The organism is Pseudomonas sp. LABIM340 (assembly GCF_040017195.2).
In the GTDB taxonomy this organism is placed as follows: domain Bacteria; phylum Pseudomonadota; class Gammaproteobacteria; order Pseudomonadales; family Pseudomonadaceae; genus Pseudomonas.
The window spans coordinates 2,271,648-2,293,360 of the sequence record NZ_CM200227.1; the positions used below are offsets into that span (position 1 = coordinate 2,271,648).

The following is a 21,713-nucleotide window of genomic DNA, read 5'->3' on the forward strand; positions in this document are numbered from 1 at the left end:
GGTGTGGCGGCCGCCGAGAAAGGCTGAGGTTGCGTCATCGTCCGTGGAAAGCCCGGCATCACGCCGGGCTTTTCGCTTCGGGCTCGACTGCATGACGTCACCTGCTGCAGGCGGCTGGCGGGATGTGAAGCTTTCAGCCCTGCTTGGAAGCGGCTTCGACATTCACCTGACTGGCGGACTGCTCGGACTGCTGTTGCTGAATAGCGGCCTGGGTCATGTGAACCATGCGGTCCTGCATCAGCGGGGACTCTTCGGCAAAGCTGGCCTGGGCGGCAAAGGCGGTAGCGGCGGCCAGTACGCTGGCGGCGATGATGTTGAGTTTCATGATGAACACCTCTGGGTTGGATTGTTTGGGTTCATCTATAGGTTAATGCGTAATAATTTTTGAAAAATAGCAAAAAGGATTAATCAGTGTTGCTATTTAGGTAATAGTAGTGGCATGAAAAAGCCCGGCATCAGGCCGGGCTCTTTTGTCATCGGGCGATCAGGCCAGGTGATTCCGGTCCAGCTCAATGGACTTGTCCAGGGTCTCCAGCAGCTGTTTGCGCACTTTCAGCTTGGTGTTGCGGTGGGCAGTCATGTTCAGCTTTTTCAGGTGCTGGGCGGCTTCCATGGCGGCGGCCTGGAGTTGTTCGGCCGGCACCACCTTGTCGAGGAAACCGGCGTCCACGGCGTCGCGCGGGTTGAACATCTCGGCGTTCACCACGGAGCGAGTGAAGGCGGAGCGTCGCAGGCGGTCACGGGCCAGTTCGATGCCGACGTGGTGCATGGTCATGCCGATGGCCACTTCGTTGAGGCCGATCTGGAACGGGCCGTCGACGCCAATGCGGTAGTCCGCCGAGAGCAGGATGAACGCGCCCTTGGCCACCGCGTGGCCGGTGCAGGCGACGATGACCGGGAACGGGTGGGACAGCATGCGGCGGGCCAGGGTGGAGCCGGCCGCCACCAGGTTCACGGCGTTTTCCGGGCCGGAGGTCATCACCTTGAGGTCGTAGCCGCCGGAGAGAATGCCTGGCTGGCCGGTGACGATGACGATGGCACGGTCCTTCTCCGCCTGGTCCAGGGCCTGGTTGAAGGCTTCGATGACCGCCGGGGAGATGGCGTTCACCTTGCCGTTGTTCAGGGTCAGGGTGGCGATGCCGTCTTCGAATTGGTAGCTGATCAGCTCACTCATGGCAGAGGGTCCTGGGTTGCAGTCCTTGGATTGGAAGTGGCCAGAACATACTGACGCAGGCCTGGTGCGTAAAGCGTTTTGACTGACTGATGAGTCAGCTGCATGCCACTAAATTCGGGCAATTTCTGTGCGCTGTGCACGCAAATTCCGACGGCGTTCGTGGAGAGGTCTCAGGCGTACTGTTAAGCTGCCAGTATCCCTACGCTCCGCTCTCGCACAATCCAGGATGTGCCCGCCATGTCGAAGATTCTCAAGTGGTCCCTTTTTGCCGTCGTGGCGATCGCCCTCATCATCAAGGCGTCGCTCTGGCTTTCCGTGCGCAGCGTGGTGAACGAAGCCATCGCCCGCGTCTCGCCATTCATGGAAATCACCTATGGCGGCATCTCCTCGTCCTTTGACGGCCGTGTCGGTCTGCAGAACGTGGTGATCAGGGTGCCCATGGCCGGTGACAGCCTGAAGGTTTCCCACGCCCAGTTGAAGTTCAATGGGCTGCGCGAGCTGCTGAGCTTCAAGGAGCGCCTGGATGAGGGCAAGCTGCCGGAGCAGTTGGCAGTGGACCTGAAGGGTGTCGAACTGCAGATCCACGGTCCGTTCATGCAGTCGCTGTATGCCCAGCCGGCAGAGAAAAGCGCCTTCACCGCCATGAGCGAAGTGGCCTGCGGCAACGTTCGCAACATCGGCGTCGACGAGTTGCTGCAGATGGGGTACCGCACCCTCGAGTCGGATATCGAGTTTTCCTACCGCATGCAGCCGGGTGCGCAGACCCTGACCTTCGACCTGCGCAGCGATACCCGCGACATGCTGGACATGCACACCAGCATGACGCTGATGAACGTCTCAGAGCGCCCGGGCGACATGCGCGTGAACCCGCCGCGGGTATCCCAGGTCGTGGTCGAGATGAACGACAACCAGTACCAGCGGCGGGTCAGCGAATTCTGCCGTGGCAAGCTGGGCGTGGACCAGAAGGCCTACACCGCACTGTCGCTGGATAAATTCGACAAGGCCCTGCGCCAGCAGCGCATCGCGCTCGACAAGCCGGTACTCGAGGCTTATGGCCGTTACCTGGAAGATCCGCGCTCGCTGCGTATCGAGCTGACGCCGAGCGAAGGCATGACCTGGGGCGGTCTGCAATTTTTCGAGCCCAAGGATGTGATCCAGATGCTGCATCCGGTCGTCTTAGTGAACCAGCAGTCAGTCACACCGCTGGGGTTCGCGTGGGTCGATCCGGTTAAGGAAAAACTCACGCCGGAAAGCCAGTATCAAATGGTTTCGGCCCCGGAAACGGTTGAGTCGCAGGCCAAAACGCAGCAATATGAGTTCGTTAGCGTTGAAAGCCTTGCCCAGTACACCGGCAAGCGCCTGCAGTTCATCACGTTTGATGGTGCCTATTATCAGGGTGTGCTGCACAAGGTGGAGAACGGCCGAGTCTATATCACCGTCATGATCGGGACGGGCTCGGCGGAAATGTTCCTCCGCCTGAACAAGATCAATCAGGTGCGGGTCATGTTGTGAGGCCCTGCGAAGGAGAGAGCAAGTGAGTGAGTCGTTGTCCATCCAGCATGATGAAACCAGCCACCAGTTCGTAACGACTGTTGACGGTCATCGCGCCTATCTGGCCTACATGGATCTGGGCAAGCAGACGCTCGACATCTATCGCACTTTCGTTCCGGACAGCCTGCGTGGCCGTGGCATCGCCGCTGCACTCACCGAACATGCGCTGCAGTTCGCCGAGCGCAAGGGCTACAGCGTCATCCCGTCGTGCTCCTACGTCGAGCGCTACCTGGAGCGTCGCCAGCGCCATACCGATACCGCACTCTGATCTACTGGGAGCGGAAACAACAAAGCCCGGCCAATGCCGGGCTTTTTTGTGCCTGCAGAAACGCCGCAGCGCCAAAGAAAAAGCCGGGCTGATGCCCGGCTTTTTCTTTCGTGCCCTGAGCGTCAGCCGCGCTGGCGCTTGGGCAGGACTTCCTTGAGCTTGGCATGCATGCTGCGCACGGCCTTCTCGGTGGTGTCCCAGTCGATGCAGGCGTCGGTGATCGACACGCCGTACTGCAGCTGGCACAGATCCTTCGGGATCGGCTGAGCGCCCCAGCCCAGGTGGCTTTCCACCATCAGGCCGACGATGGAGTTGTTGCCTTCGGCGATCTGGTTGGCGACGTTGTCCATCACCAGCGGCTGCAGGGCCGGGTCCTTGTTGGAATTGGCGTGGCTGCAATCGACCATCACGTTCAGCGGGATCTTCGCCTTGGTCAGTTCCTGTTCGCACAGGGCGACGCTGACCGAGTCATAGTTCGGCTTGCCGTTGCCACCGCGCAGCACTACGTGACCGTAGGCGTTGCCCTTCGTGGTGACGATGGAGACGCCACCTTCCTGGTTGATGCCCAGGAAACGGTGCGGGCTGGAAACCGACTGCAGGGCGTTGATCGCCACGGTCAGGCTGCCGTCGGTGCCGTTCTTGAAGCCGACCGCCGAGGACAGGCCGGAAGCCATCTCGCGGTGGGTCTGGGATTCGGTGGTGCGTGCGCCGATGGCCGACCAGCTGATCAGGTCCTGCAGATACTGCGGGGAGATCGGGTCGAGCGCCTCGGTGGCGGTGGGCAGGCCCATCTCGGCGAGGTCGCGCAGCAGCTGGCGGCCGATGTGCAGACCGTCCTGGATCTTGAAGGAGTCGTCCAGGTACGGGTCGTTGATCAGGCCTTTCCAGCCGACCGTGGTGCGCGGCTTCTCGAAGTACACGCGCATCACCAGGAACAGCGTGTCGGAGACTTCCGCGGCCAGCACCTTCAGGCGCTCGGCGTATTCGTGGGCGGCCTTGATGTCGTGGATCGAGCAGGGGCCGATCACCACGAACAGGCGGTGGTCCTTGCCGTCGAGGATATCGCGGACGACCTGGCGGCCGTTGGCGACGGTGCGCAGGGCGGCGTCGGTCAGGGGGATTTCGCGCTTGAGCTGCTCCGGCGTGATCAGTGTCTCGTTGGAGGCAACGTTAAGGTCGTCGATCTGTAAATCAGCCATCGTGGTACTCAATCAGGTCACGGGTGCCGGCCGCCAGAAATCCCCGTGCGATGGGGCGCAGGCAGAGGTGTCGCTAAGGGGAACCCGAACCTTAACCGTTCAGGCAGCGCCTCGACAATGGCTCGATGCAGGAAAATGCCCGCAACACGGGCATTTGCGCGACTTTCTGCGGGGCGCCGATCAGACCGCGCAAAACATCGGGAAGTCGGCGGCGTTCTGCGCGATCCACTCCAGCGCCAGGGTCTCGAACGGCAGTTTGGCGCCGCTGGCCTGCTCCCGCTGACGGCGGTACTGCTCGATCTGGCAGACCTGCTCGACCATGCGTGCCCGGAACAGGGTGTCCTCGTCGATGAAGGCGATACCCACGAGGTAGTCGCTGGGCTGCTTGCGGCTCCAGGCGATGACGCCGGGGTAGCAGGCGGAGTCGCCCAGCAGGGGAATGCGCAGCTCGATGGAGGTGCCGCGGCGAAAGCCCCGTGGCGAATTGCACGCGACGCCGCCGAGGCTGATATTGTGCAACCGCTGGCGCGGCAGGAAAGTCTGTTTGCGGATGACCAGCTCGACCGGAAAATCGCAAGGGTGACGCAGGAACTGACGCATGACGGAGCGCTCCGACTGCAATCTTTATAGTGGTGGCACCTTGAGTATAGTGCCGGCCCTGGAGCTGACTGACCTGGATGCCGACCGCCGGCTGCTGGAGCTGCCGGGCGTATCGCTGCTGATTTTCACCGGCGCTGGCTGCTCCACCTGTCGCTGGGCGCGGCAGGTGCTGCCGCAGTTCCACCTGCCCATCGACCGCCTGTGCTGGATCGACGCCGGGCACAGCGGTGGCCTGATCGAGCGCTATGAGGTCTTCCATCTGCCGTCCCTGTTCCTGGTGCGCGACGGCCACTTCCTGGGCCCGGTCCACGCACCGCTGCGCCCCGAACCCCTGATCCAAGCCCTGCGCGCTGCCCTGGCGCGTCCTGCTGAGGAATTGCCTTGATGAATCTGCGAATCGGCATCATCGGAACCGGCGCCATTGGCGGTTTCTATGGCCTGATGCTGGCCCGCGCCGGCCATGACGTTCATTTCCTGCTGCGCAGCGAATATCCCGCCGTCGCGCAGAACGGCCTGCGCCTGAACAGCCAGGTGCACGGCGCGCTGAGCCTGTCGCCGGTGAATGCCTACGACGACGTGGCGAAGATGCCGCCCTGCGACTGGCTGCTGGTGGGCGCCAAGACCACCAGCAACGCCGATCTCGCGCCGCTGATCATTCAGGCCGCTGCGCAGGGCGCCAAAGTCCTGCTGCTGCAGAACGGCCTTGCCGTGGAAGACGAACTGCGCGCGCTGCTGCCCGAACACATCCACCTGCTGGGCGGGCTCTGCTTCATCTGCGTGCACCGCGCCGAACCGGGCGTGATCGAACACCAGGCCTTCGGTGGGGTGAACATCGGTTACCACTCGGGCTCCGCGCAGGAGGCCGAAGCACGTCAGGCGATCGTGGAGGAGGGCGCCGCGCTGTTCCGCAGCGCCGGCCTGGACTCCAACGCCATGCCCAACCTGGAGCAGGCGCGCTGGCAGAAGCTGGTCTGGAACATCCCCTATAACGGCCTCTCGGTACTGCTCGACAGCGGCACGCGGGCGATCATGGACAACCCCGACAGCCGCGCCCTGGTGGCCGAACTGATGGAAGAAGTCATCGCCGGCGCCGCCGCCTGCGGACACTCGCTGCCCCAGGGCATAGTCGGGGCGATGCTCAGCTCCACCGATGCCATGCCGGACTACCTGCCCAGCATGTACCATGATTTTGCCCAGCGCCGGCCGCTGGAGCTGGGCGCGATCTACGCGGCACCTCTGGAGGCTGCGCGCAAGGCCGGGCGTGAACTGCCGAAGATCGAGGCGCTGTATCGCGCGCTGCGGTTCATCGACGCACGCAACCAGACTCGCTGACGAACACCGGGGGAAGCATGGCGAAAGGGCTGGGCGACAAGCTGGTGGTGGCGATCTCCTCGCGGGCGCTGTTCGACCTGCGGGAAAGCCATCAGGTCTATGAAAGCGAGGGCGTCGAAGCCTATCGCCAGTACCAGATCGACCGCGAGGACGAAGTCCTGCCGCCGGGCGATGCCTTTGCCCTGGTGCAGAAGCTGCTCGCCCTCAACGGCGGCACCGACAGCGCGCCGGTGGAGGTGGTCCTGGTCTCGCGCAACAGCGCCGACACCGGCCTGCGCGTGTTCAATTCCATCCAGCACTATGGCCTGGGCATCTCCCGCGCAGCCTTCGTCGGTGGCCGTAGCCCTTATCCCTACCTCAAGGCGTTCAACTGCCACCTGTTTCTCTCCACCCACATCGAGGACGTGCGCAACGCGCTGGACGCCGGCTTCGCTGCCGCGACCATCCTTTCCGGCGGAACCCGCCGCGAAGCCAATGGCGAGCTGCGCTTCGCCTTCGACGGCGATGCGGTGCTGTTCTCCGATGACTCCGAGCGGGTCTACCAGCAGGGAGGCCTGGAAGCCTTCCAGACGCACGAGCGCGAGTCCGCCCGCGAGCCGCTGGGCGGCGGGCCGTTCAAGCCCTTCCTCAAGGCGCTCAACCGCGTGCAGCAGGCGTTCCCGCAAGAGTCCTGTCCGATCCGCACGGCGCTGGTCACCGCGCGCTCGGCCCCAGCCCATGAGCGGGTGATCCGTACCCTGCGCGAGTGGGACATCCGCCTGGACGAGTCGCTATTCCTCGGTGGCCTGGACAAGGCTGCCTTCCTCGAAGCCTTTGCCGCCGACGTGTTCTTCGACGACCAGCCAATGCACTGCGAGAAGGCGCGGGAGGTGGTGGCGACCGGCCATGTTCCTCACGGCGTGAGCAACGAGAAGAAGGTCGCCGGATAGCCGCCCGGCCGCGACATCCGGCCTTCTCGGAGCGATTCGCGTTCTCCTGCTACGCTGCTGGATAGGCCCCGCCGCGCAGGCAGTCGAGGAGGCCGCATGATCCGAACGATTCTTTACGCCACCGACCTCGGTCTTTACGCCCCCTACGTCCTTCAGCACGCACTTTCGCTGGCCCGTGCCTACGGAGCCGAGGTGTATGTCGTGCACGCGGTCGAACCGCTGGGGCTGTTCGCCGAGTCCGTCCTGCAGACCTACCTGGACGAAGGCACGCTGAGCGAGATGCGCACCAATGGCCTGACCAATGTCATGGGCAGCATCGAGCAGCGGGTGATGGAAGGGTTCCGCGATGAACTGGGGGAAGCGCGCCAGGACGCCGAGCTGATCCGCTCGGTGCGCGTGGTGCAGGGGGACGCGCCGATGGTGATTCTCGACGAGGCCAAGCGCCTGGATGTCGACATCATCGTCGCCGGCAGCCACAGCCACGGGGATGGGCTGAACACGCCGCTGGGGCGTACCGCCGCGCGCCTTGTGCAGCTGGCCGAAGTGCCGGTCTATCTGGTGCCGATGCTGCAGCACCGCTGAGAGCTTTGTGACGATACGTCGGACAAGCCCGGAATTTCCGTGGGGCTTTAGACGAATGGCATGCAGGGCGAAAAAAAACGTCTAGTTTTATTCCTTAAACCATTAATATGGTTATAAAACGACAAGCCCCTGATCGCGGGTCGCGACATTCATTTCGAGGAAAGTCCATGAAGCTTCAGCAACTGCGCTATATCTGGGAAGTCGCGCACCACGATCTGAACGTCTCGGCCACTGCCCAAAGCCTGTACACCTCCCAGCCTGGCATCAGCAAGCAGATCCGCCTGCTGGAAGACGAACTGGGCGTCGAAGTCTTCGCCCGCAGCGGCAAGCACCTGACCCGCGTCACCCCGGCAGGCGAGCGCATCATCACCACCGCCGGCGAGATCCTGCGCAAGGTCGAAAGCATCAAGCAGATCGCCCAGGAGTTCTCCAACGAAAAGAAGGGCACGCTGTCCATCGCCACCACCCACACCCAGGCGCGTTATGCGCTGCCCGGCGTGATCAGCGGCTTCATCAAGCAGTACCCGGACGTCTCCCTGCACATGCACCAGGGCACACCGATGCAGATTGCCGAGATGGCCGCCGACGGCACCGTCGACTTCGCCATCGCCACCGAGGCGCTGGAGCTGTTCGGTGACCTGATCATGATGCCGTGCTACCGCTGGAACCGCTGCGTGATCGTGCCCCAGGGCCACCCGCTGACCAAGGTGCCGAAGTTGACCCTGGAGCTGCTCGCCGAGCAGCCCATCGTGACCTACGTATTCGGCTTCACCGGCCGCTCCAAGCTCGACGAAGCTTTCAACCAGCGCGGCCTGGTACCGAAGGTGGTATTCACCGCCGCCGACGCCGATGTGATCAAGACCTACGTGCGCCTGGGCCTGGGCGTGGGCATCGTGGCCCACATGGCGGTCGACCCGAAGCTCGACAGCGACCTGGTGATGCTCGACGCCAGCCACCTGTTCGAATCCAGCGTGACCAAGATCGGTTTCCGTCGCGGCACCTTCCTGCGCGGCTTCATGTGCGACTTCATCGAGAAGTTCGCCCCGCACCTGACTCGCGACCTGCTGGCCAAGGCCGTGCAGTGCCACAACAAGACCGAGATGGACGAGCTGTTCGACGGCATCGAACTGCCGGTCTACTGATCGCGTCCCGTACCCGAAAAAAGCCCGGCAGATGCCGGGCTTTTTCATTGCTGACGTCAGTGGATACGCCAGCGCAGCAACAGCAGGGCGGCGAAGGCCAGCGCCGCGCCGGTCAGGAAGGTCCAGCTGGCGCCGAAACTCTGCCACAGCCAGCCGGCCAGCACGCTGGCCAGCAGCATGGCGATGCCGCTGGCGAGGTTGAACACGCCGAAGGCGGTGCCCTTGAGATCGGCTGGCGTGGTGTCGGCGATCAAGGTCGCCAGCAGCCCCTGGGTGAAGCCCATGTGCAGGCCCCAGAGCGCGACGCCGACGAGCATCAGCGGCGTGGAGTCGGCCCAGGCCAGCAGCAGGTCGGCCGCCACCAGCAGGAGCATGCCGATCGCCAGCAGACCGCTGCGGTCGGTGCGGTCCGACCACCAGCCCACCGGGTAGGCCGAGAGCATGAACAGCAGCGCCATTACCACCATGACGATTGGCGTCCAGGCCATCGGCAGGCCGATGTCCTGGGCACGCAGCACCAGGAAGGCTTCGCTGAAGCGCGCGAGGGTGAATACTGCGCCGATGCCAACCACCCACCAATAGCGCGGCGGGAAGCTGCGCAGCGCGTCGCGATGGATCGGCGAGCGGAAGCGGTGGGTGCCTTCGGCCTGTTGCGGTTCCTTGACGAAGAAAACGATGGCCAGCACCGCGATGCCGGCGGGAATGCAGGCGAACCAGAACACCAGCGGCAGGTCGTTGCCCAGCCAGAGCATCAGCACGATGGCCAGCAGCGGGCCGGCGAAGGCGCCGACGGTGTCCATGGACTGGCGCAGGCCGAAGCAGGCCCCGCGGATCGATGGCGGCGAGACGTCAGCGATCAGTGCGTCTCGTGGAGCTCCGCGGATGCCCTTGCCGATACGGTCGAGCAGGCGCGCGGCGAAGATGGTCTCGCCCGAGGTGGCCAGCGGGAACAGCGGCTTGGACAGCGCCGCCAGGCTGTAGCCGAACAGCACCAGGCCCTTGCGCCGGCCGAGGAAGTCGCTGATGGCGCCGGAGAACACCTTGACGATCAGCGCGGTGGCCTCAGCGACGCCTTCGATCAGGCCTACCGCGACCATGCTCAGCCCCAGGCTGCCGACCAGGAACAGCGGCAGCAGGCTGTGCAGCAGTTCGGAAGACACGTCCATGAACAGGCTGACGAAACCCAGTGCCCAGACGGTGCCGGGAATGCGAGGGCGTGTGGAGTCCGAGCCATTGGCCATGGGTTACGTCCTTGTGCGTCAGGGAAAGAGGAAACAGTCTGTCCGGACGGGCATCAAGAAAGCGTCAAAGGCGGCGCTCAGAGGCGATCGAGGTCGTCGCGCTGGGCCAGTTCGGCCAGGGCTTCGCGGGAGTCCAGCGGGAGCTCGCCACGGCCTTCGAGCACCTCGTGGAGGAAGCTCATGAACACCGTGTAGACGACCTCGCGGCCATCATCGTGGCGGACGACGAAGAAGGGGGCGGTGTCCACGCCGTACTGCGCGGCGACCAGCCAGCCGGTGCTGGCGGGGTTGCGCTCGTCGGCGACCAGGGTGCGGTCGATGCGATTCAGGTAGCCGCCCTTGACCAGGCGTTCGTGGACTTCGCGGCATTTGCGGCAGTCCTGGCCATCGGCCAGGACCTTCTTCACCAGGGTGATGCGCATGGGATCGGCTCCGTCGCAGGCGTGCAGGCGTCCGATCCTGGGCTGCGGGCTGACAGGGAAAATTCCGTCAGCCGAGCGTAAGGCTTCAGGCCTTGCTGATCAAATTGCCGGCGTGCAGGCCACACTCTTTCTGCGTGGCTTCTTCCCACCACCAGCGGCCTTCGCGCTCGTGCTGGTTCGGCAGTACCGGGCGGGTGCAGGGCTCGCAACCGATGCTGATGAAGCCGCGCTCGTGCAGGCTGTTGTAGGGGATTTCCAGCATGCGGATGTAGGCCCAGACCTCTTCGCTGCTCATGTTCGCCAGCGGGTTGAACTTGACCAGCGGTTTCTCCGGGGTGGAGAAGGCGCCGTCTACTTCGACCACGGCGACCTGGCTGCGGGTGCCGGGGCTCTGGTCCTTGCGCTGGCCGGTGGCCCAGGCGGTGACGGTGGACAGCTTGCGCTTGAGCGGCTCGATCTTGCGAATGCCGCAGCACTCGCCATGGCCGTCCTTGAAGAAGCTGAACAGGCCCTTCTCCTTGACGAACGGCTCCAGCAGGCGCGGGTCCGGGGTCATCACTTCGATGGCGATGCCGTAGTGCTCGCGGACCTGTTCGATGAAGCGGTAGGTCTCCGGGTGCAGGCGGCCGGTGTCGAGGCTGAACACCTTGACGTTCTTGTTGAGCTTCCAGGCCATGTCCACCAGCACCACATCCTCGGCGCCGCTGAAGGAAATCCACAGCTCGTCGCCGAAGTGCTCGAAGGCAAGCTTCAGGATGTCCTGTGGGGCTTTGCTGGCATAGCTCGCGGCGATTTCCGCGATATCGAACGGGAGGCTCATCAGGCGGTATTCCTAGTTTTAATGGCGCAAGGCGCTCTGTGGGCGCGATGGTAGCAAAGAGGGGAATATGCCCCTAAATAACCATGAGGAAGGTCGACTGTGGTGTTTGGGTATAAGTGGCGCGTTGCGCCGCCTGGAGCGAGCGGCTAGAGTGCCGCCTCTCAAGTCAAACCTGCGGGGAAATCGTTCGTGGAAATCGCCTGTCTCGACCTGGAAGGGGTTCTGGTTCCGGAAATCTGGATCGCCTTCGCTGAAAAAACCGGTATCGAAGCGCTCAAGGCGACGACCCGTGACATCCCGGATTACGACGTGCTGATGAAGCAGCGCCTGCGCATCCTCGACGAGCACGGCCTGAAGCTGTCCGACATCCAGGAAGTGATCGCTACCCTGAAGCCGCTGGAAGGCGCGGTGGAGTTCGTCGACTGGCTGCGCGAGCGCTTCCAGGTGGTGATCCTCTCCGACACCTTCTACGAATTCTCCCAGCCGCTGATGCGCCAGCTCGGTTTCCCGACCCTGCTGTGCCACAAGCTGATCACCGACGAGACCGATCGCGTGGTGGATTACCAACTGCGCCAGAAGGATCCGAAGCGTCAGTCGGTCATCGCCTTCAAGAGCCTGTACTACCGTGTGATCGCCGCTGGCGATTCCTACAACGACACCACCATGCTCTCCGAAGCCCACGCCGGCATCCTGTTCCACGCGCCGGAAAACGTGATTCGCGAGTTCCCGCAGTTCCCGGCCGTGCACACCTACGAGGACCTGAAGAAGGAATTCCTCAAGGCGTCCAACCGCCCGCTCAGCCTGTAACACTGGCTGTGACGAAAAAGCCCCGCTGATGCGGGGCTTTTTCTTTTGTGCGTTTTTGTAGGAGCGGACCATGCCCGCGATCGCACGCATGGCGCGCTCCTACAGGTTTTCCAAGGTCCGCAGTAGCACGCCCACCTTGGTCAGCGATTCCTCGTATTCCTCTTCCCAATTCGAGTCGGCGACGATGCCGCCTCCGGCCCAGCAGCTTGCCTGGCCATCCTTGACCAGCACGGTACGGATGGCGATGGAACTGTCCATTTCGCCGCGCACGTCGAGGTAGAGCAGGCTGCCGCAGTAGATGCTGCGCTGGGTCGGCTCCAGTTCGTCGATGATCTGCATGGCGCGGACCTTCGGTGCGCCGGTAATGGAGCCGCCGGGGAAGCTGCCTTCGAGCAGGTCCAGCGCGTCCTTGCCGTCCGCCAGTTCACCACGCACGCTGCTGACCAGGTGGTGGACGTTGGGGTAGGTCTCCACCGCGAACAGCTCGGGCACACGCACGCTACCGGGGCGGCAGCTGCGGCCCAGATCGTTGCGCAGCAGGTCGACGATCATCAGGTTCTCGGCACGGTCCTTCTCGCTGGCGAGCAGGGCCTCGGCATTCTGTTGGTCGGCCTCGGGCGTGTCGCCGCGCGGGCGGGTGCCCTTGATCGGGCGGGTTTCCACCTGGTTGCCGTGGAGCTGGATGAAGCGCTCCGGCGACAGGCTGAGGACGGCGCCTTCAGGCAATGCCAGATAACCGGCAAAAGGTGTAGGACATGCCTCGCGCAGCGCGCAGTAGGCCAGCCAGGGCGAGCCGCTGCAAGGCGCGCGGAAGCGTTGCGTGTAGTTCACCTGATAGCAGTCGCCGGCGAGGATGTAGCCGTGCACCCGTTCCAGCGCCTCGCGGTATTGCTCGCGGCTCAGGTCCGGACGGAAGGGCGCGGAAAGCTGGAAGGGCGGCAACTCTTCATCGTGGCGAGCGCTCTCGAACAGTGCGATCAGGCGCTCCCGCTCGCTCGTCGCCAGCGACGGGTGGAACACCAGCTGGCTGCTGCATTCCTCATGGTCGGTAACCAGTGCCCAGGCATACAGGCCCAGGCGTGCATCCGGCAGGGCGAGGTCGTCGAGGTTCGGTTCGGGCAGGTGCTCGATGCGCCGGCCGAAGTCATAACCGAGATAACCGATCATTCCGCCGACGAATGGCAATTTGCGATTGTCCGGGACTCTTGCCTCGCCCAGGCTCTGCAAGGCGGCTCTTGCGCGGGCGAAAAAGCTCTTGGCCGATTCGTCGGCGGTTGGTGCCAGTTCTGCCAATGGCCAGGCGCTCAGAAGGTCATAGCGTCCACGTGTGGCAATGGGTCGACCGGCGTCCAGGAGTACGGCGCCGGGTGCCCGATGAATCAGGGCGAAGCGTTCGCCCGGGTCTTCCCGGTAAGGAAGCGGGTACAGAAAACAGTCAGGCATGGGTAACAGCGTGCAGGCAAATGAGGTGATCAGGTCGGCTGAAGCGTCGATCCTAGAGCTATTTCTTCAGTTTACGTAGGAAAAGCATTCTGATAAGAAGTGACGAATCCCACGCGGACAGTGCTCCGTACCAACAACGATAATGACATAGGGATACAGGCCGTGGATGTAGTGCTCGAGCCCGCAGCCGGCAGCCTTCTGCGCTCCAGATTAACACCCCCTCGGGTGCCTGCTGATTATTTGATTCGTCCCGAGGTCCAGAATGCCCTGGACCGACATCCTTATGCCTCGATCCTGTCGTTCTCGGCGCCCGCCGGCTTCGGCAAGACCACCGCACTGGCGGCGCTGGCCGGCAAGCGTGCAAGCGAAGGCCACAAGGTCGCCTGGCTCTCCCTGGAGAGCGACGACGACGATCCCGGCCGTTTCTGCCTGAAACTCATCCAGGCCCTGGCCACGTCCGTGCCGGGCACCGGTGAGGATGCGCTGGGCTACGTGCACAACACCATGCGCGTGCCCGTGGTCGCGGTGATGGAAAGCCTGCTGATGGACCTCTCCCGCGACGAGCGCAAGGTCCTGCTGGTACTCGACGACCTGCATGAGATCACCCATTCCGACGTCTTCGCCGGCCTCAACCGCCTGGTGCAGTACGCGCCGCCCGGCCTCACCCTGGCCATCGGCAGCCGTTCCCAGCCGCCGCTGAACCTCGCCACCTGGCGCGCCAAAGGCCTGCTGCTGGAAATCGGCCAGGACGAGCTGCGCCTGTCCCGCGACGAAACCCGCGAGTACCTGGCGCGCGATGGCCTGCAACTCGAAGATAGCTGCCTGCAGTCGCTGCACAACCAGACCGAAGGTTGGATGGCGGGGGTTCACCTGGTCAGCCTGTGGCTGCGCCAGCAGCCGGGTGCTCCGGAAGACCTCAAGCTGCTCAGCAGCGACAAGGCGGCGGTGGGCGATTACCTGCTGCGCGCGGTGTTCGAGCGCCTGCCCGCCGACGTGCAGGACGCACTGCTGTCCCTGGGGATTGCCAACCGCCTGAATGGCGACCTGGCCAACACCCTGGCCGGACGCCAGGACGGCCAGGCGCTGCTGGAGCACCTGGACAGCATGCAGCTGTTCCTGTTGCCGCTGGACCGTGACCGCCAGTGGTATCGCTTCCACCAGCTGTTCGCCGATTTCCTCCGCGCCCGCCTGCGCGAGCGCGACCCGGAGCGCTTCAAGCAACTGCACTTCAACGCCAGCCTGTGGTTCACCAACCACCACATGCCGACCCTGGCCATCGAACACGCCTGCCTCGCCGAGGACCCGGAGATGCTCGCCGCGCTGGTCGATGGCTGCGGCCTTGAACTGATCAACCGGGGCCAGCTCTACCTGATCTCGCGCTGGCGCAAGCACGTGCCGAACGAGATCGCCGAGCGCTACCCGATCCTCGTGCTCAGCGACGTCTGGACCCGCGCCACCGAGCTCAGCCTGCCCGAAGCCAACCGCATGATCGACGAGCTGCTGGCGCGCTGGGGCGACTCCCGCGGCAACGGCCCGATGGGCAATCAATACCTCTCGGCGCTGGCGGTGAAAGCTGTGCTGGCGCTGCAGAAGGATGACCTCGAACAGTGCATCACCCTGGCGCGCAAGGTGGAGAGCCAGCTGGGGCAGAACTCGGCCTTCCTCGAAGGCGCGATCCTGCTGATCGGCGCCTTCGCCCAGGTCGTGCGCGGCCAGGCTGAACAGGCGCGTCGCCTGATGGGGCTGGCGCAGCAGCGCAACCATTTCCTCGACGGCCGCTACCTGCACATGCAGCAGTGCACCATCGAAGTGGTGCTGGCGCTGGAGCAGGGCCAGGTCAAGCAGGCGCAGATGCTCATCGAGCGCGTGCGCGAGCAGGCCATGCCGCTGTTCGACAAACGCTCCCAGGCCTTGGCGCTGCCAGCCATCGCCGAAGCGCTGACGGCCTACTACCGCACCGATCTGGACGGCCTGGAAGAACGCCTGCGCTGGGCGCTGGGCCGGGTCGACGTGGTCAATCCCATCGACCTTTACGCCCAGGGCATGCAGTGCCTGGCGCGCATCCAGCGCCTGCAGGGGCGCGGCAAGGAAGCGCTGGCCACCCTCGGGCTGATGCAGACCCTGGCTTCGCGCAACCAGTCCTGGCGCTTCTTCGCCATGGCGGTGGGCGAGGAGATCAACCTGATCCTCCAGGAGACCGCCACCGACCGCTGCAAGCGCGCCGAGCAGCGGCTCAAGGCTATCGACTGGGCGAAGCTCGCCAGTCACTACAAGCAGATGCCGTTCAACCCGGTGCTCTGGGTGCAGGGCATCAGCCGTGTGCGCCTGCTCCAGGCGCGCGGGCATTTCAGCGAGGCGCTGCACGAAATCACCCAGCTGCGCGGCATGCTGCAGCCGGGCTGGCACGGCCTGCAACGGCTGCGCCTGGACCTGCTGGCAGCCCTGAGCTACCAGCGCCTGGGTTACCAGGAACGTTCCCACAGCCTGCTCGGCCAATGCCTGGTCGGCGCCGAGCGGGAAGGGGTGCGGAGCATCTTCATCGAGGAAGGCGAGGGGATTCGTCAGTTGCTGCAGCAGCTGGAATCCACCGAGCGACAACCGGCACTGCAGGTCTTCATTCGCGGAATGTTGACCGTCTGGCCGGGGCAGGAAGCACGCAGGTCACCCGAGGTGCTCGAAGAAGGTCTGACCGACCGCGAGCGCGAGGTGGTATGCCTGGCGGCCCAGGGGCTCTCCAACGAGGAGATCGGCCAGCAGCTGTCGCTGGCCCTGGGCACCGTCAAATGGCACCTGCACAACATCTACGAGAAGCTCAAGGTGCGCAATCGGACCCAAGCGATACGCCGTGCCCGCGAGCTGAGTCTGCTCTGACATGACGACCCTGACCACATTGCCGCAGCAGCCCATGCCGCTGCTGCGCACCAAGCTGTTCCCGCCGCGCACCGACAGCGATTCGCTGCTGCCGCGTCGCGCCCTGATCGACCGCCTGTACGCCAATCGCCAGCAGCGCGTGCTGATCCTCAGCGCGCCGGCCGGGTTCGGCAAGAGCACCATTCTCAGCCTGTTCCGCCAGCGCTTGCTGGAGAGCGGCGTGCGGGTCGCCTGGATGTCCTGCGACGAGGGCGACAGCGAGCCGCAGCGTTTGGTGCAGTACCTGGTGGCGAGCATCCGCAGCGTCGAGGCGGATTTCGGCACCAATACCTCGAACCTGCTGCAGTCGGACATGACCCTGCCGCTGGAAGGCATCATCGACGCCTTCCTCTCCGACCTGCGCCGCCTCGACGGGCCGATCTACCTGCTGCTCGACGACTTCCATCAGATCCGCCACCCGGCGCTGGCCCACGGCGCGCGCTATCTGATCGAGCACCTGCCGGACAACATCCGCCTGGTTACCAGCACCCGCTATCGTCCGCGCTTCCTGGTGGACGAACCGGGCCTGGCACCCTGGGCCTTCTGCCTGAGCGGTGACGACCTGCGTCTGACCCGCGAGGAAACCGACACCTTCCTCACCGAGCTCAAGGGTCTGGCCCTGAGCGACAGCGAACTCAAGCTGCTGCACAAACGCACCGAAGGCTGGATCACCGCGCTGCATCTGGCCGCCCTGGCGCTGGCACGCAACCCGGACCGCGCGGCGCTGCTCAAGGGGCTCTCCGGCACCGAGCGCGACCTCGCCGATTACCTTGCCGAGGACGTGCTGCGCAGCCTGCCCGAACCGCTGCAGCAGTTCCTCGACCAGACCTCGGTGCTCGACGAATTCTGCGCCGAGTTGTGCAACGCCCTGACCGGTCGCCGCGATGGCCTGGACATGCTGATGCGGCTGCAGAACGAGCAGTTGTTCATCATCCCGCTGGACGACCAGCGCGAGTGGTTCCGCTACCACCACCTGTTCGCCGAATTCCTCCAGGGCCGCCTGGCGCGCAACTCCGATCCGACGCCGCTGCTGCACGCCGCCGCGCGCTGGTGCGAGGGCCGCGACATGGCCGACCGTGCGATCAAGTACGCCCTGCGCGCCCGTGACTATGCCTTCGCCGCCGACCTGCTGGAGCGCCAGGGCGCCAAGCTGATCGCCGGCAACCGCGTCTACGGCATCCTCGGCATGCTCAGCAGCATTCCCGCCGAGGTGATCCGCGAGCACCCGGTGTTCCAGATCTTCTACGCCTGGCAGCTGGCCTTTGAGCAGAAGTTCGCCGAGGCCGAGGCGCTGATCGAAGAGCTCAGCGTCCGGTTGCTGCAAGGGCAGGGCAAGGTGCGTCACTTCGGCATGGCCGAGCTGCTCGCCGTGGCCCAGGTGCTGAAGGCACTGGTGCTGCTCTACCAGGACAAGCTGGAGGCCTGCCTGAAGGTAGCGCGCCAGTGGTTGGCGCTGGTGCCGGGCAACCAGCCGGTGTTCCGCGCCAGCCTGTCGTGCATCCAGGCGGCGGCCTATGCGCTGCTGGGTGACTACGCCGAAGCGGCCAACGCCATCGGTGTCGCCCGCGATTGCCTGCGCATGGCCGACAGCGAATACCTGCAGGTCGTCGTCAGCATGATCGAGGCGCTGATCTGCAAGGAACGCGGCGAACTGGAGCGCGGGCGGACCATCGCCGAGAGCGCGCGCAGCCGTGTGGAGCGGGTCTTCGGCCGGCGCAGCCGGGTCGGTGGACCGTTGTCACTGGCTTATGCGGACTTGCTGTACGAGCAGGATCGCCACGCGGCGATCCTTGCCGAATTGCCGCTGGCGACCACCTGGCGCGACGTCGCCACGCCGGTGGAGTTGATCAGCCGCGGCCAGTTGGTGATGGCCAAGGCGCGTTTCTTCGCCGGCGAGGCCGAACAAGGGTTGGCCCAGCTCGACGAATGGCTGGTTGGCCTGCAGTCGCCGGGCTACGAGCGGGTGCACGCGCTGGCGATGAGCTGCAAGGTACAGCTGCTGCTGTGGATGCGCCGGCCCAACGAGGCCGAGCGCGTGTGTCTGCAACTGGCGCGGCACCTCTCGGGGCTCAACGCCGAACGCTATGCCGATGCCCACGCGGCGCTGGTGATGGCGGAGGCGCGCCTGGCGCTTTCCGAGCGCCACGCCGAACGTGCGCAGCAGCGTCTGGAATCGTGTCTGGCGGGCTTTACCTCGCCCTATCAGCGCGACCGGCGGCTGCGTCTTTCGCTGTTACTTTCTGTGGCGTATTGGCAGAAAGGTAACAGCGAAAAAGCCTTCGCTCTGTTCGCCCCCACCCTCGAGGAAGCCTGGAACCTGGGCTACCGGCGCCTGTTCCAGGATGACGCCCTGTGGTTGCTGCCGCTCTGGGAGGCCTGGAAGGGCGCCGAACCCAAGCGCGCATCAGCCTGGCAAGGGGTGGCCGAGATGCTTCGCGAGCAGTGCCGCAGGCTCTCCGTTGACCCTGAAAGTTTCGATGAAAATCAAGATGTTAGCCATCGCGAACGGGAGATCCTGCGGCTCGTGGCGGCGGGTTTGTCGAACCGGGACATCGCCCAGGCGGTGCATCTGTCGGAGGCCACCATCAAGTGGCATCTGCACAACCTGTTCGCCAAGCTCGGCGTGCGCAGCCGGACCCAGGCGGTACTCAAGGGCAAGAGTCTGGGACTGCTCAGCGAAGCTTGAGTCGGAAGGTTGGTTTTGCGCCATCCCTTGGATGGGCTGGCAGGTTCACGGCGGGTCAGTAGCTTGGAGATCAGGACGCGAAGCTTCGTGCTTCACGAATCCATACCCGCGGCGCCTAAGGAAGAAGTCGGGGGTCTGGAAGATCGGCATCAGCCGGTCAACCTGCAGCGGGGTAGGACGCCCCTTGCAGTGCCTGGGGCAACCCCACCTGAACACTGGAGAGTTATAACAATGAAAATCAAGCAACTGGTTCTTGCAAGCGCAGTTCTGGCCGCTCCGTTCCTGGCACATGCCGACATGAAATCCATGGATGACGCTGCACTGTCCGGTATCACCGGCCAGGATGGCATCAGCATTTCCGGTACCTTCAACGCCTCCATTGGCTCTGTCACCTACAAGGACGCCGACACCAACGGCGGTTCCCTGGTCCTGCAGGGTATCCACCTGCCGAGCGTGACCATCGCCGACAACGCGCCGATGACCGTCGACGTGGTGAAAACCAACATCACTCCGGTTGGCGGCGGCACTGCCGTAGCCACCGAGCAACTGGCCATCGGCCTGCCCACCGTGACCGGCGACGTTACCATCGACGCCGTCAAGGTCGGCACCGGCGGCGCCAGCATTGGCTCGCTGACCGTTTCCAACCTGAACCTGGCGGGTTCGACCGTGAAGGTCTGGGGTCACTGATCCCGAAGGTTGCAGCGCAGTACCCCTTGCCGGCGCCTGCCGGCGAGGGTCTTCCAGGAATGACTTCCAGAATTTGAAGAGAGGGGTGGGATGTTCGAGATTCTGCTGGGAAGCCTGTTGGGCCTGTTCGGATTTACCCAGGCCGTGGATACCAAGCCGCAACAGCAGGGCACAGTGAACATCTCGCAGCCGCTCACGCCCAACGGTCCCTTCCGTGAGTCGGTCCAGCTCGAGCCGATGAGCCAGGTGCAGTTCCGCAATGTCATCCGCCAGGCCTACGACTACAGCTGCGGCTCGGCGGCGCTGACCACGCTGCTGGACTACTACCTGGGCCGCAACCTGGAAGAGCGTCAGGTCATGGAAGGCCTGATCAAGTACGGCGAGGCCGACAAGATCGTCCAGCGCCGTGGATTCTCGCTTCTGGACATGAAGCGCTATGCCGCCGCACTCGGCTACAAGAGTGGCGGCTTCCGTGCCGAGTTCTCCGACCTGGACTCGCTCGAACACCCGGCGCTGGTGCCGATCCACTATGCCGGCTTCAAGCATTTCGTCGTGGTCCGCGACGTCTACAACGACCACGTCTTCGTTGCCGATCCTGCCTTGGGCAACATCAGTTTTACCCGCGCCCGTTTCGAGGAAATCTGGGACCAGAACGTGCTCTTCGTGATCTACCCCAGCGGCCAGGAGCCCAAGAACGCCCTGGAGCTGAAGGAGGCCGACATGCGCCTGGTGGACGACCGGACCGTGAGCCTTCTGGCTTTCCGCGAGTTCCCGGAGATGAGCAAGATCACCCAGAACCAGATTGGCACAGCCGCCACGAACGGAGATGTCCAGTACATCCGGCGCAAGTGATCGCCCGATCGGCCCATACGAATAAGAACAAGACCAGGGGATAGCAACATGGATTTCAAGGGGTTTGCGTGCGTTGCCGCTCTGGCCTTGCTGGCAAGTACCAGCACCATCGCCGAAGAAGCGACAACCGACGATGCGCGTGACGCGCTGGCCAAGAAGGATACCGACGCCGACAGCGCCAAGGCGCTGGAGCAGGTATTCCAGGCCGCCGAGAAGAGCTACACCCTGCTCAAGAAAGGCGAGCGCCAGCTGACCTACGGCTTCGACTACACCCTGATGCGCGACACGCGCCTGCAGGCCGTGCGCAGTGGCGAGAACGTCTACAGCGTGCTGGCCCAGAGCGAGGCGCAGCACACCTTCACCAACTCGTTCACCTTCGACTACGGCATCTGGGACAACCTGACCTTCAGTATGCGCCTGCCGTTCGTGGCCAAGTACGACACCGAGCGCGACATCCATGCCTACAGCCTGGGCGACGTCTCCGCCACCCTGCGCTGGCAGCCCTGGGCCGCGCGCCGCGGCGCTCCGGTCACCACGCTCTACGCGACTCTCGGCCTGCCCACCGGCGACAGCCCGTACAAGGGCAACGTGCAGGACGATGTCTCCACCGGCAACGGCTTCTACAGCCTGGGCGCCGGCGCCAACATGTCCTACGTGATCGACCCGGTCGTGCTCTACGGCTCGCTGGGTTACACCTACAACATGAAGGTCGATGACATCCACCAGAACCAGTTCGGCGAGGAACTGGAGAAGGTGGTGCCTGGCGACACGCTGAACTTCGCCATGGGCATGGCCTACGCGCTGTCCTACGACGTTTCCCTGGCCACCTCCTACCAGATGGCCTACTCGTTCAAGAACAAGTACTACTTCAACGACCGCACGGTCGAGGCGCCCGAGCAGACCAGCGCGATCATGAACTTCTCGCTCGGCCTGCGAACATCGCCGGACTACATCGTCAACGTGAACGCCGGTTTCGGTCTGACCGAAGACTCGCCGGATGTACTGCTGGGGGTATCCCTTCCCCTGGATATCCAAGGCCTCAAAGCCCAGTAACCGACGAGCGACCAC

The 21,713-nt window shown here is 64.1% G+C and carries 21 protein-coding genes; 13 read left to right on the forward strand and 8 right to left on the reverse strand.

The features are described 5' to 3' along the window. Nucleotides 1-133: 133 nt before the first annotated feature. Together ABKS89_RS10815 and ABKS89_RS10820 are read right to left on the reverse strand one after the other, a co-directional pair. Entirely contained in the window at nt 134-325 is a 192-nt protein-coding gene (locus ABKS89_RS10815; RefSeq protein ID WP_081520664.1) for a hypothetical protein, read from the reverse strand. 159 nt (nt 326-484) lie between these two features. Then, a complete protein-coding gene (locus tag ABKS89_RS10820; RefSeq protein ID WP_348590140.1) occupies nt 485-1,174 on the reverse strand; it encodes a crotonase/enoyl-CoA hydratase family protein in 690 nt (229 codons plus the stop codon). A gap of 237 nt (nt 1,175-1,411) precedes the next feature. On the opposite strand from ABKS89_RS10820, the gene ABKS89_RS10825 reads away from it, so the two are divergent. Then, entirely contained in the window at nt 1,412-2,686 is a 1,275-nt protein-coding gene (locus tag ABKS89_RS10825; RefSeq protein ID WP_138216373.1) for an aq_1923 C-terminal domain, read from the forward strand. Between the two features lie 22 nt (nt 2,687-2,708). Continuing rightward, nucleotides 2,709-2,993 (forward strand): GNAT family N-acetyltransferase, encoded by a 285-nt coding sequence (locus ABKS89_RS10830; RefSeq protein ID WP_024765462.1) that lies wholly within the window; start codon nt 2,709-2,711, stop codon nt 2,991-2,993. A 122-nt stretch (nt 2,994-3,115) separates the two neighbouring features. On the opposite strand, the gene ABKS89_RS10835 is transcribed toward ABKS89_RS10830, so the two are convergent. Then, a complete protein-coding gene (locus tag ABKS89_RS10835) occupies nt 3,116-4,192 on the reverse strand; it encodes a 3-deoxy-7-phosphoheptulonate synthase (RefSeq protein ID WP_138216372.1) in 1,077 nt (358 codons plus the stop codon). 180 nt (nt 4,193-4,372) lie between these two features. Beyond that, nucleotides 4,373-4,792, reverse strand: a complete 420-nt coding sequence (locus ABKS89_RS10840) for a PilZ domain-containing protein (protein ID WP_138216371.1) — start codon at nt 4,790-4,792, stop codon at nt 4,373-4,375. Here ABKS89_RS10840 and ABKS89_RS10845 point away from each other — a divergent pair. The 5 genes from ABKS89_RS10845 to cysB all read left to right on the forward strand — a co-directional run bounded on the left by ABKS89_RS10845 (nt 4,791) and on the right by cysB (nt 8,777). Further along, the gene (locus ABKS89_RS10845; RefSeq protein ID WP_348590141.1) at nt 4,791-5,177 is read left to right on the forward strand and encodes a YbbN family protein; all 387 of its coding nucleotides are present in this window, start codon (nt 4,791-4,793) and stop codon (nt 5,175-5,177) included. The genes ABKS89_RS10840 and ABKS89_RS10845 overlap by 2 nt on opposite strands. Further along, complete coding sequence (locus ABKS89_RS10850; RefSeq protein WP_138216369.1) at nt 5,177-6,124, forward strand: putative 2-dehydropantoate 2-reductase; 948 nt, start codon at nt 5,177-5,179, stop codon at nt 6,122-6,124. Before ABKS89_RS10845 ends, ABKS89_RS10850 begins: the two co-directional genes overlap by 1 nt. Nucleotides 6,125-6,141: 17 nt before the next feature. After that, nucleotides 6,142-7,053: a 5'-nucleotidase gene (locus tag ABKS89_RS10855; protein WP_081520592.1), complete on the forward strand. Its 912-nt coding sequence runs from the start codon at nt 6,142-6,144 to the stop codon at nt 7,051-7,053. Between the two features lie 96 nt (nt 7,054-7,149). Continuing rightward, nucleotides 7,150-7,635 (forward strand): universal stress protein, encoded by a 486-nt coding sequence (locus ABKS89_RS10860; protein ID WP_138216368.1) that lies wholly within the window; start codon nt 7,150-7,152, stop codon nt 7,633-7,635. 167 nt (nt 7,636-7,802) lie between these two features. After that, nucleotides 7,803-8,777 carry an HTH-type transcriptional regulator CysB gene (gene cysB, locus ABKS89_RS10865; RefSeq protein WP_138216367.1) on the forward strand — a complete coding sequence of 325 codons (975 nt, stop codon included), beginning with the start codon at nt 7,803-7,805 and terminating at the stop codon, nt 8,775-8,777. Between the two features lie 56 nt (nt 8,778-8,833). On the opposite strand, the gene ABKS89_RS10870 is transcribed toward cysB, so the two are convergent. The 3 genes from ABKS89_RS10870 to ABKS89_RS10880 all read right to left on the reverse strand — a co-directional run bounded on the left by ABKS89_RS10870 (nt 8,834) and on the right by ABKS89_RS10880 (nt 11,260). Next, nucleotides 8,834-10,018: an MFS transporter gene (locus ABKS89_RS10870; protein ID WP_348590143.1), complete on the reverse strand. Its 1,185-nt coding sequence runs from the start codon at nt 10,016-10,018 to the stop codon at nt 8,834-8,836. Nucleotides 10,019-10,095: 77 nt separating this feature from the next. After that, nucleotides 10,096-10,440, reverse strand: coding sequence for a hypothetical protein (locus ABKS89_RS10875; RefSeq protein WP_045208573.1), 345 nt, complete (start codon nt 10,438-10,440; stop codon nt 10,096-10,098). Between the two features lie 85 nt (nt 10,441-10,525). Beyond that, nucleotides 10,526-11,260: a phosphoadenylyl-sulfate reductase gene (locus tag ABKS89_RS10880; RefSeq protein WP_081520588.1), complete on the reverse strand. Its 735-nt coding sequence runs from the start codon at nt 11,258-11,260 to the stop codon at nt 10,526-10,528. Between the two features lie 189 nt (nt 11,261-11,449). On the opposite strand from ABKS89_RS10880, the gene thrH reads away from it, so the two are divergent. After that, nucleotides 11,450-12,067 carry a bifunctional phosphoserine phosphatase/homoserine phosphotransferase ThrH gene (gene thrH / locus ABKS89_RS10885; RefSeq protein WP_024765701.1) on the forward strand — a complete coding sequence of 206 codons (618 nt, stop codon included), beginning with the start codon at nt 11,450-11,452 and terminating at the stop codon, nt 12,065-12,067. A 99-nt stretch (nt 12,068-12,166) separates the two neighbouring features. Here thrH and pabB read toward each other — a convergent pair whose 3' ends face one another. After that, the gene (pabB, locus tag ABKS89_RS10890) at nt 12,167-13,510 is read right to left on the reverse strand and encodes an aminodeoxychorismate synthase component I (protein ID WP_348590144.1); all 1,344 of its coding nucleotides are present in this window, start codon (nt 13,508-13,510) and stop codon (nt 12,167-12,169) included. 162 nt (nt 13,511-13,672) lie between these two features. Here pabB and ABKS89_RS10895 point away from each other — a divergent pair, with 162 nt between their 5' ends. The 5 genes from ABKS89_RS10895 (at nt 13,673) to ABKS89_RS10915 (ending at nt 21,698) form a co-directional block, all read left to right on the forward strand. Next, the gene (locus ABKS89_RS10895; protein ID WP_138216364.1) at nt 13,673-16,381 is read left to right on the forward strand and encodes a winged helix-turn-helix domain-containing protein; all 2,709 of its coding nucleotides are present in this window, start codon (nt 13,673-13,675) and stop codon (nt 16,379-16,381) included. Nucleotide 16,382: 1 nt separating this feature from the next. After that, nucleotides 16,383-19,106 (forward strand): winged helix-turn-helix domain-containing protein, encoded by a 2,724-nt coding sequence (locus ABKS89_RS10900; protein ID WP_348590145.1) that lies wholly within the window; start codon nt 16,383-16,385, stop codon nt 19,104-19,106. A 231-nt stretch (nt 19,107-19,337) separates the two neighbouring features. Next, nucleotides 19,338-19,793, forward strand: coding sequence for a DUF6160 family protein (locus ABKS89_RS10905; RefSeq protein WP_138216362.1), 456 nt, complete (start codon nt 19,338-19,340; stop codon nt 19,791-19,793). A gap of 90 nt (nt 19,794-19,883) precedes the next feature. Next, nucleotides 19,884-20,645, forward strand: a complete 762-nt coding sequence (locus tag ABKS89_RS10910; protein ID WP_138216361.1) for a C39 family peptidase — start codon at nt 19,884-19,886, stop codon at nt 20,643-20,645. A gap of 48 nt (nt 20,646-20,693) precedes the next feature. Next, nucleotides 20,694-21,698 (forward strand): transporter, encoded by a 1,005-nt coding sequence (locus ABKS89_RS10915; protein WP_138216360.1) that lies wholly within the window; start codon nt 20,694-20,696, stop codon nt 21,696-21,698. Nucleotides 21,699-21,713 lie beyond the last annotated feature (15 nt).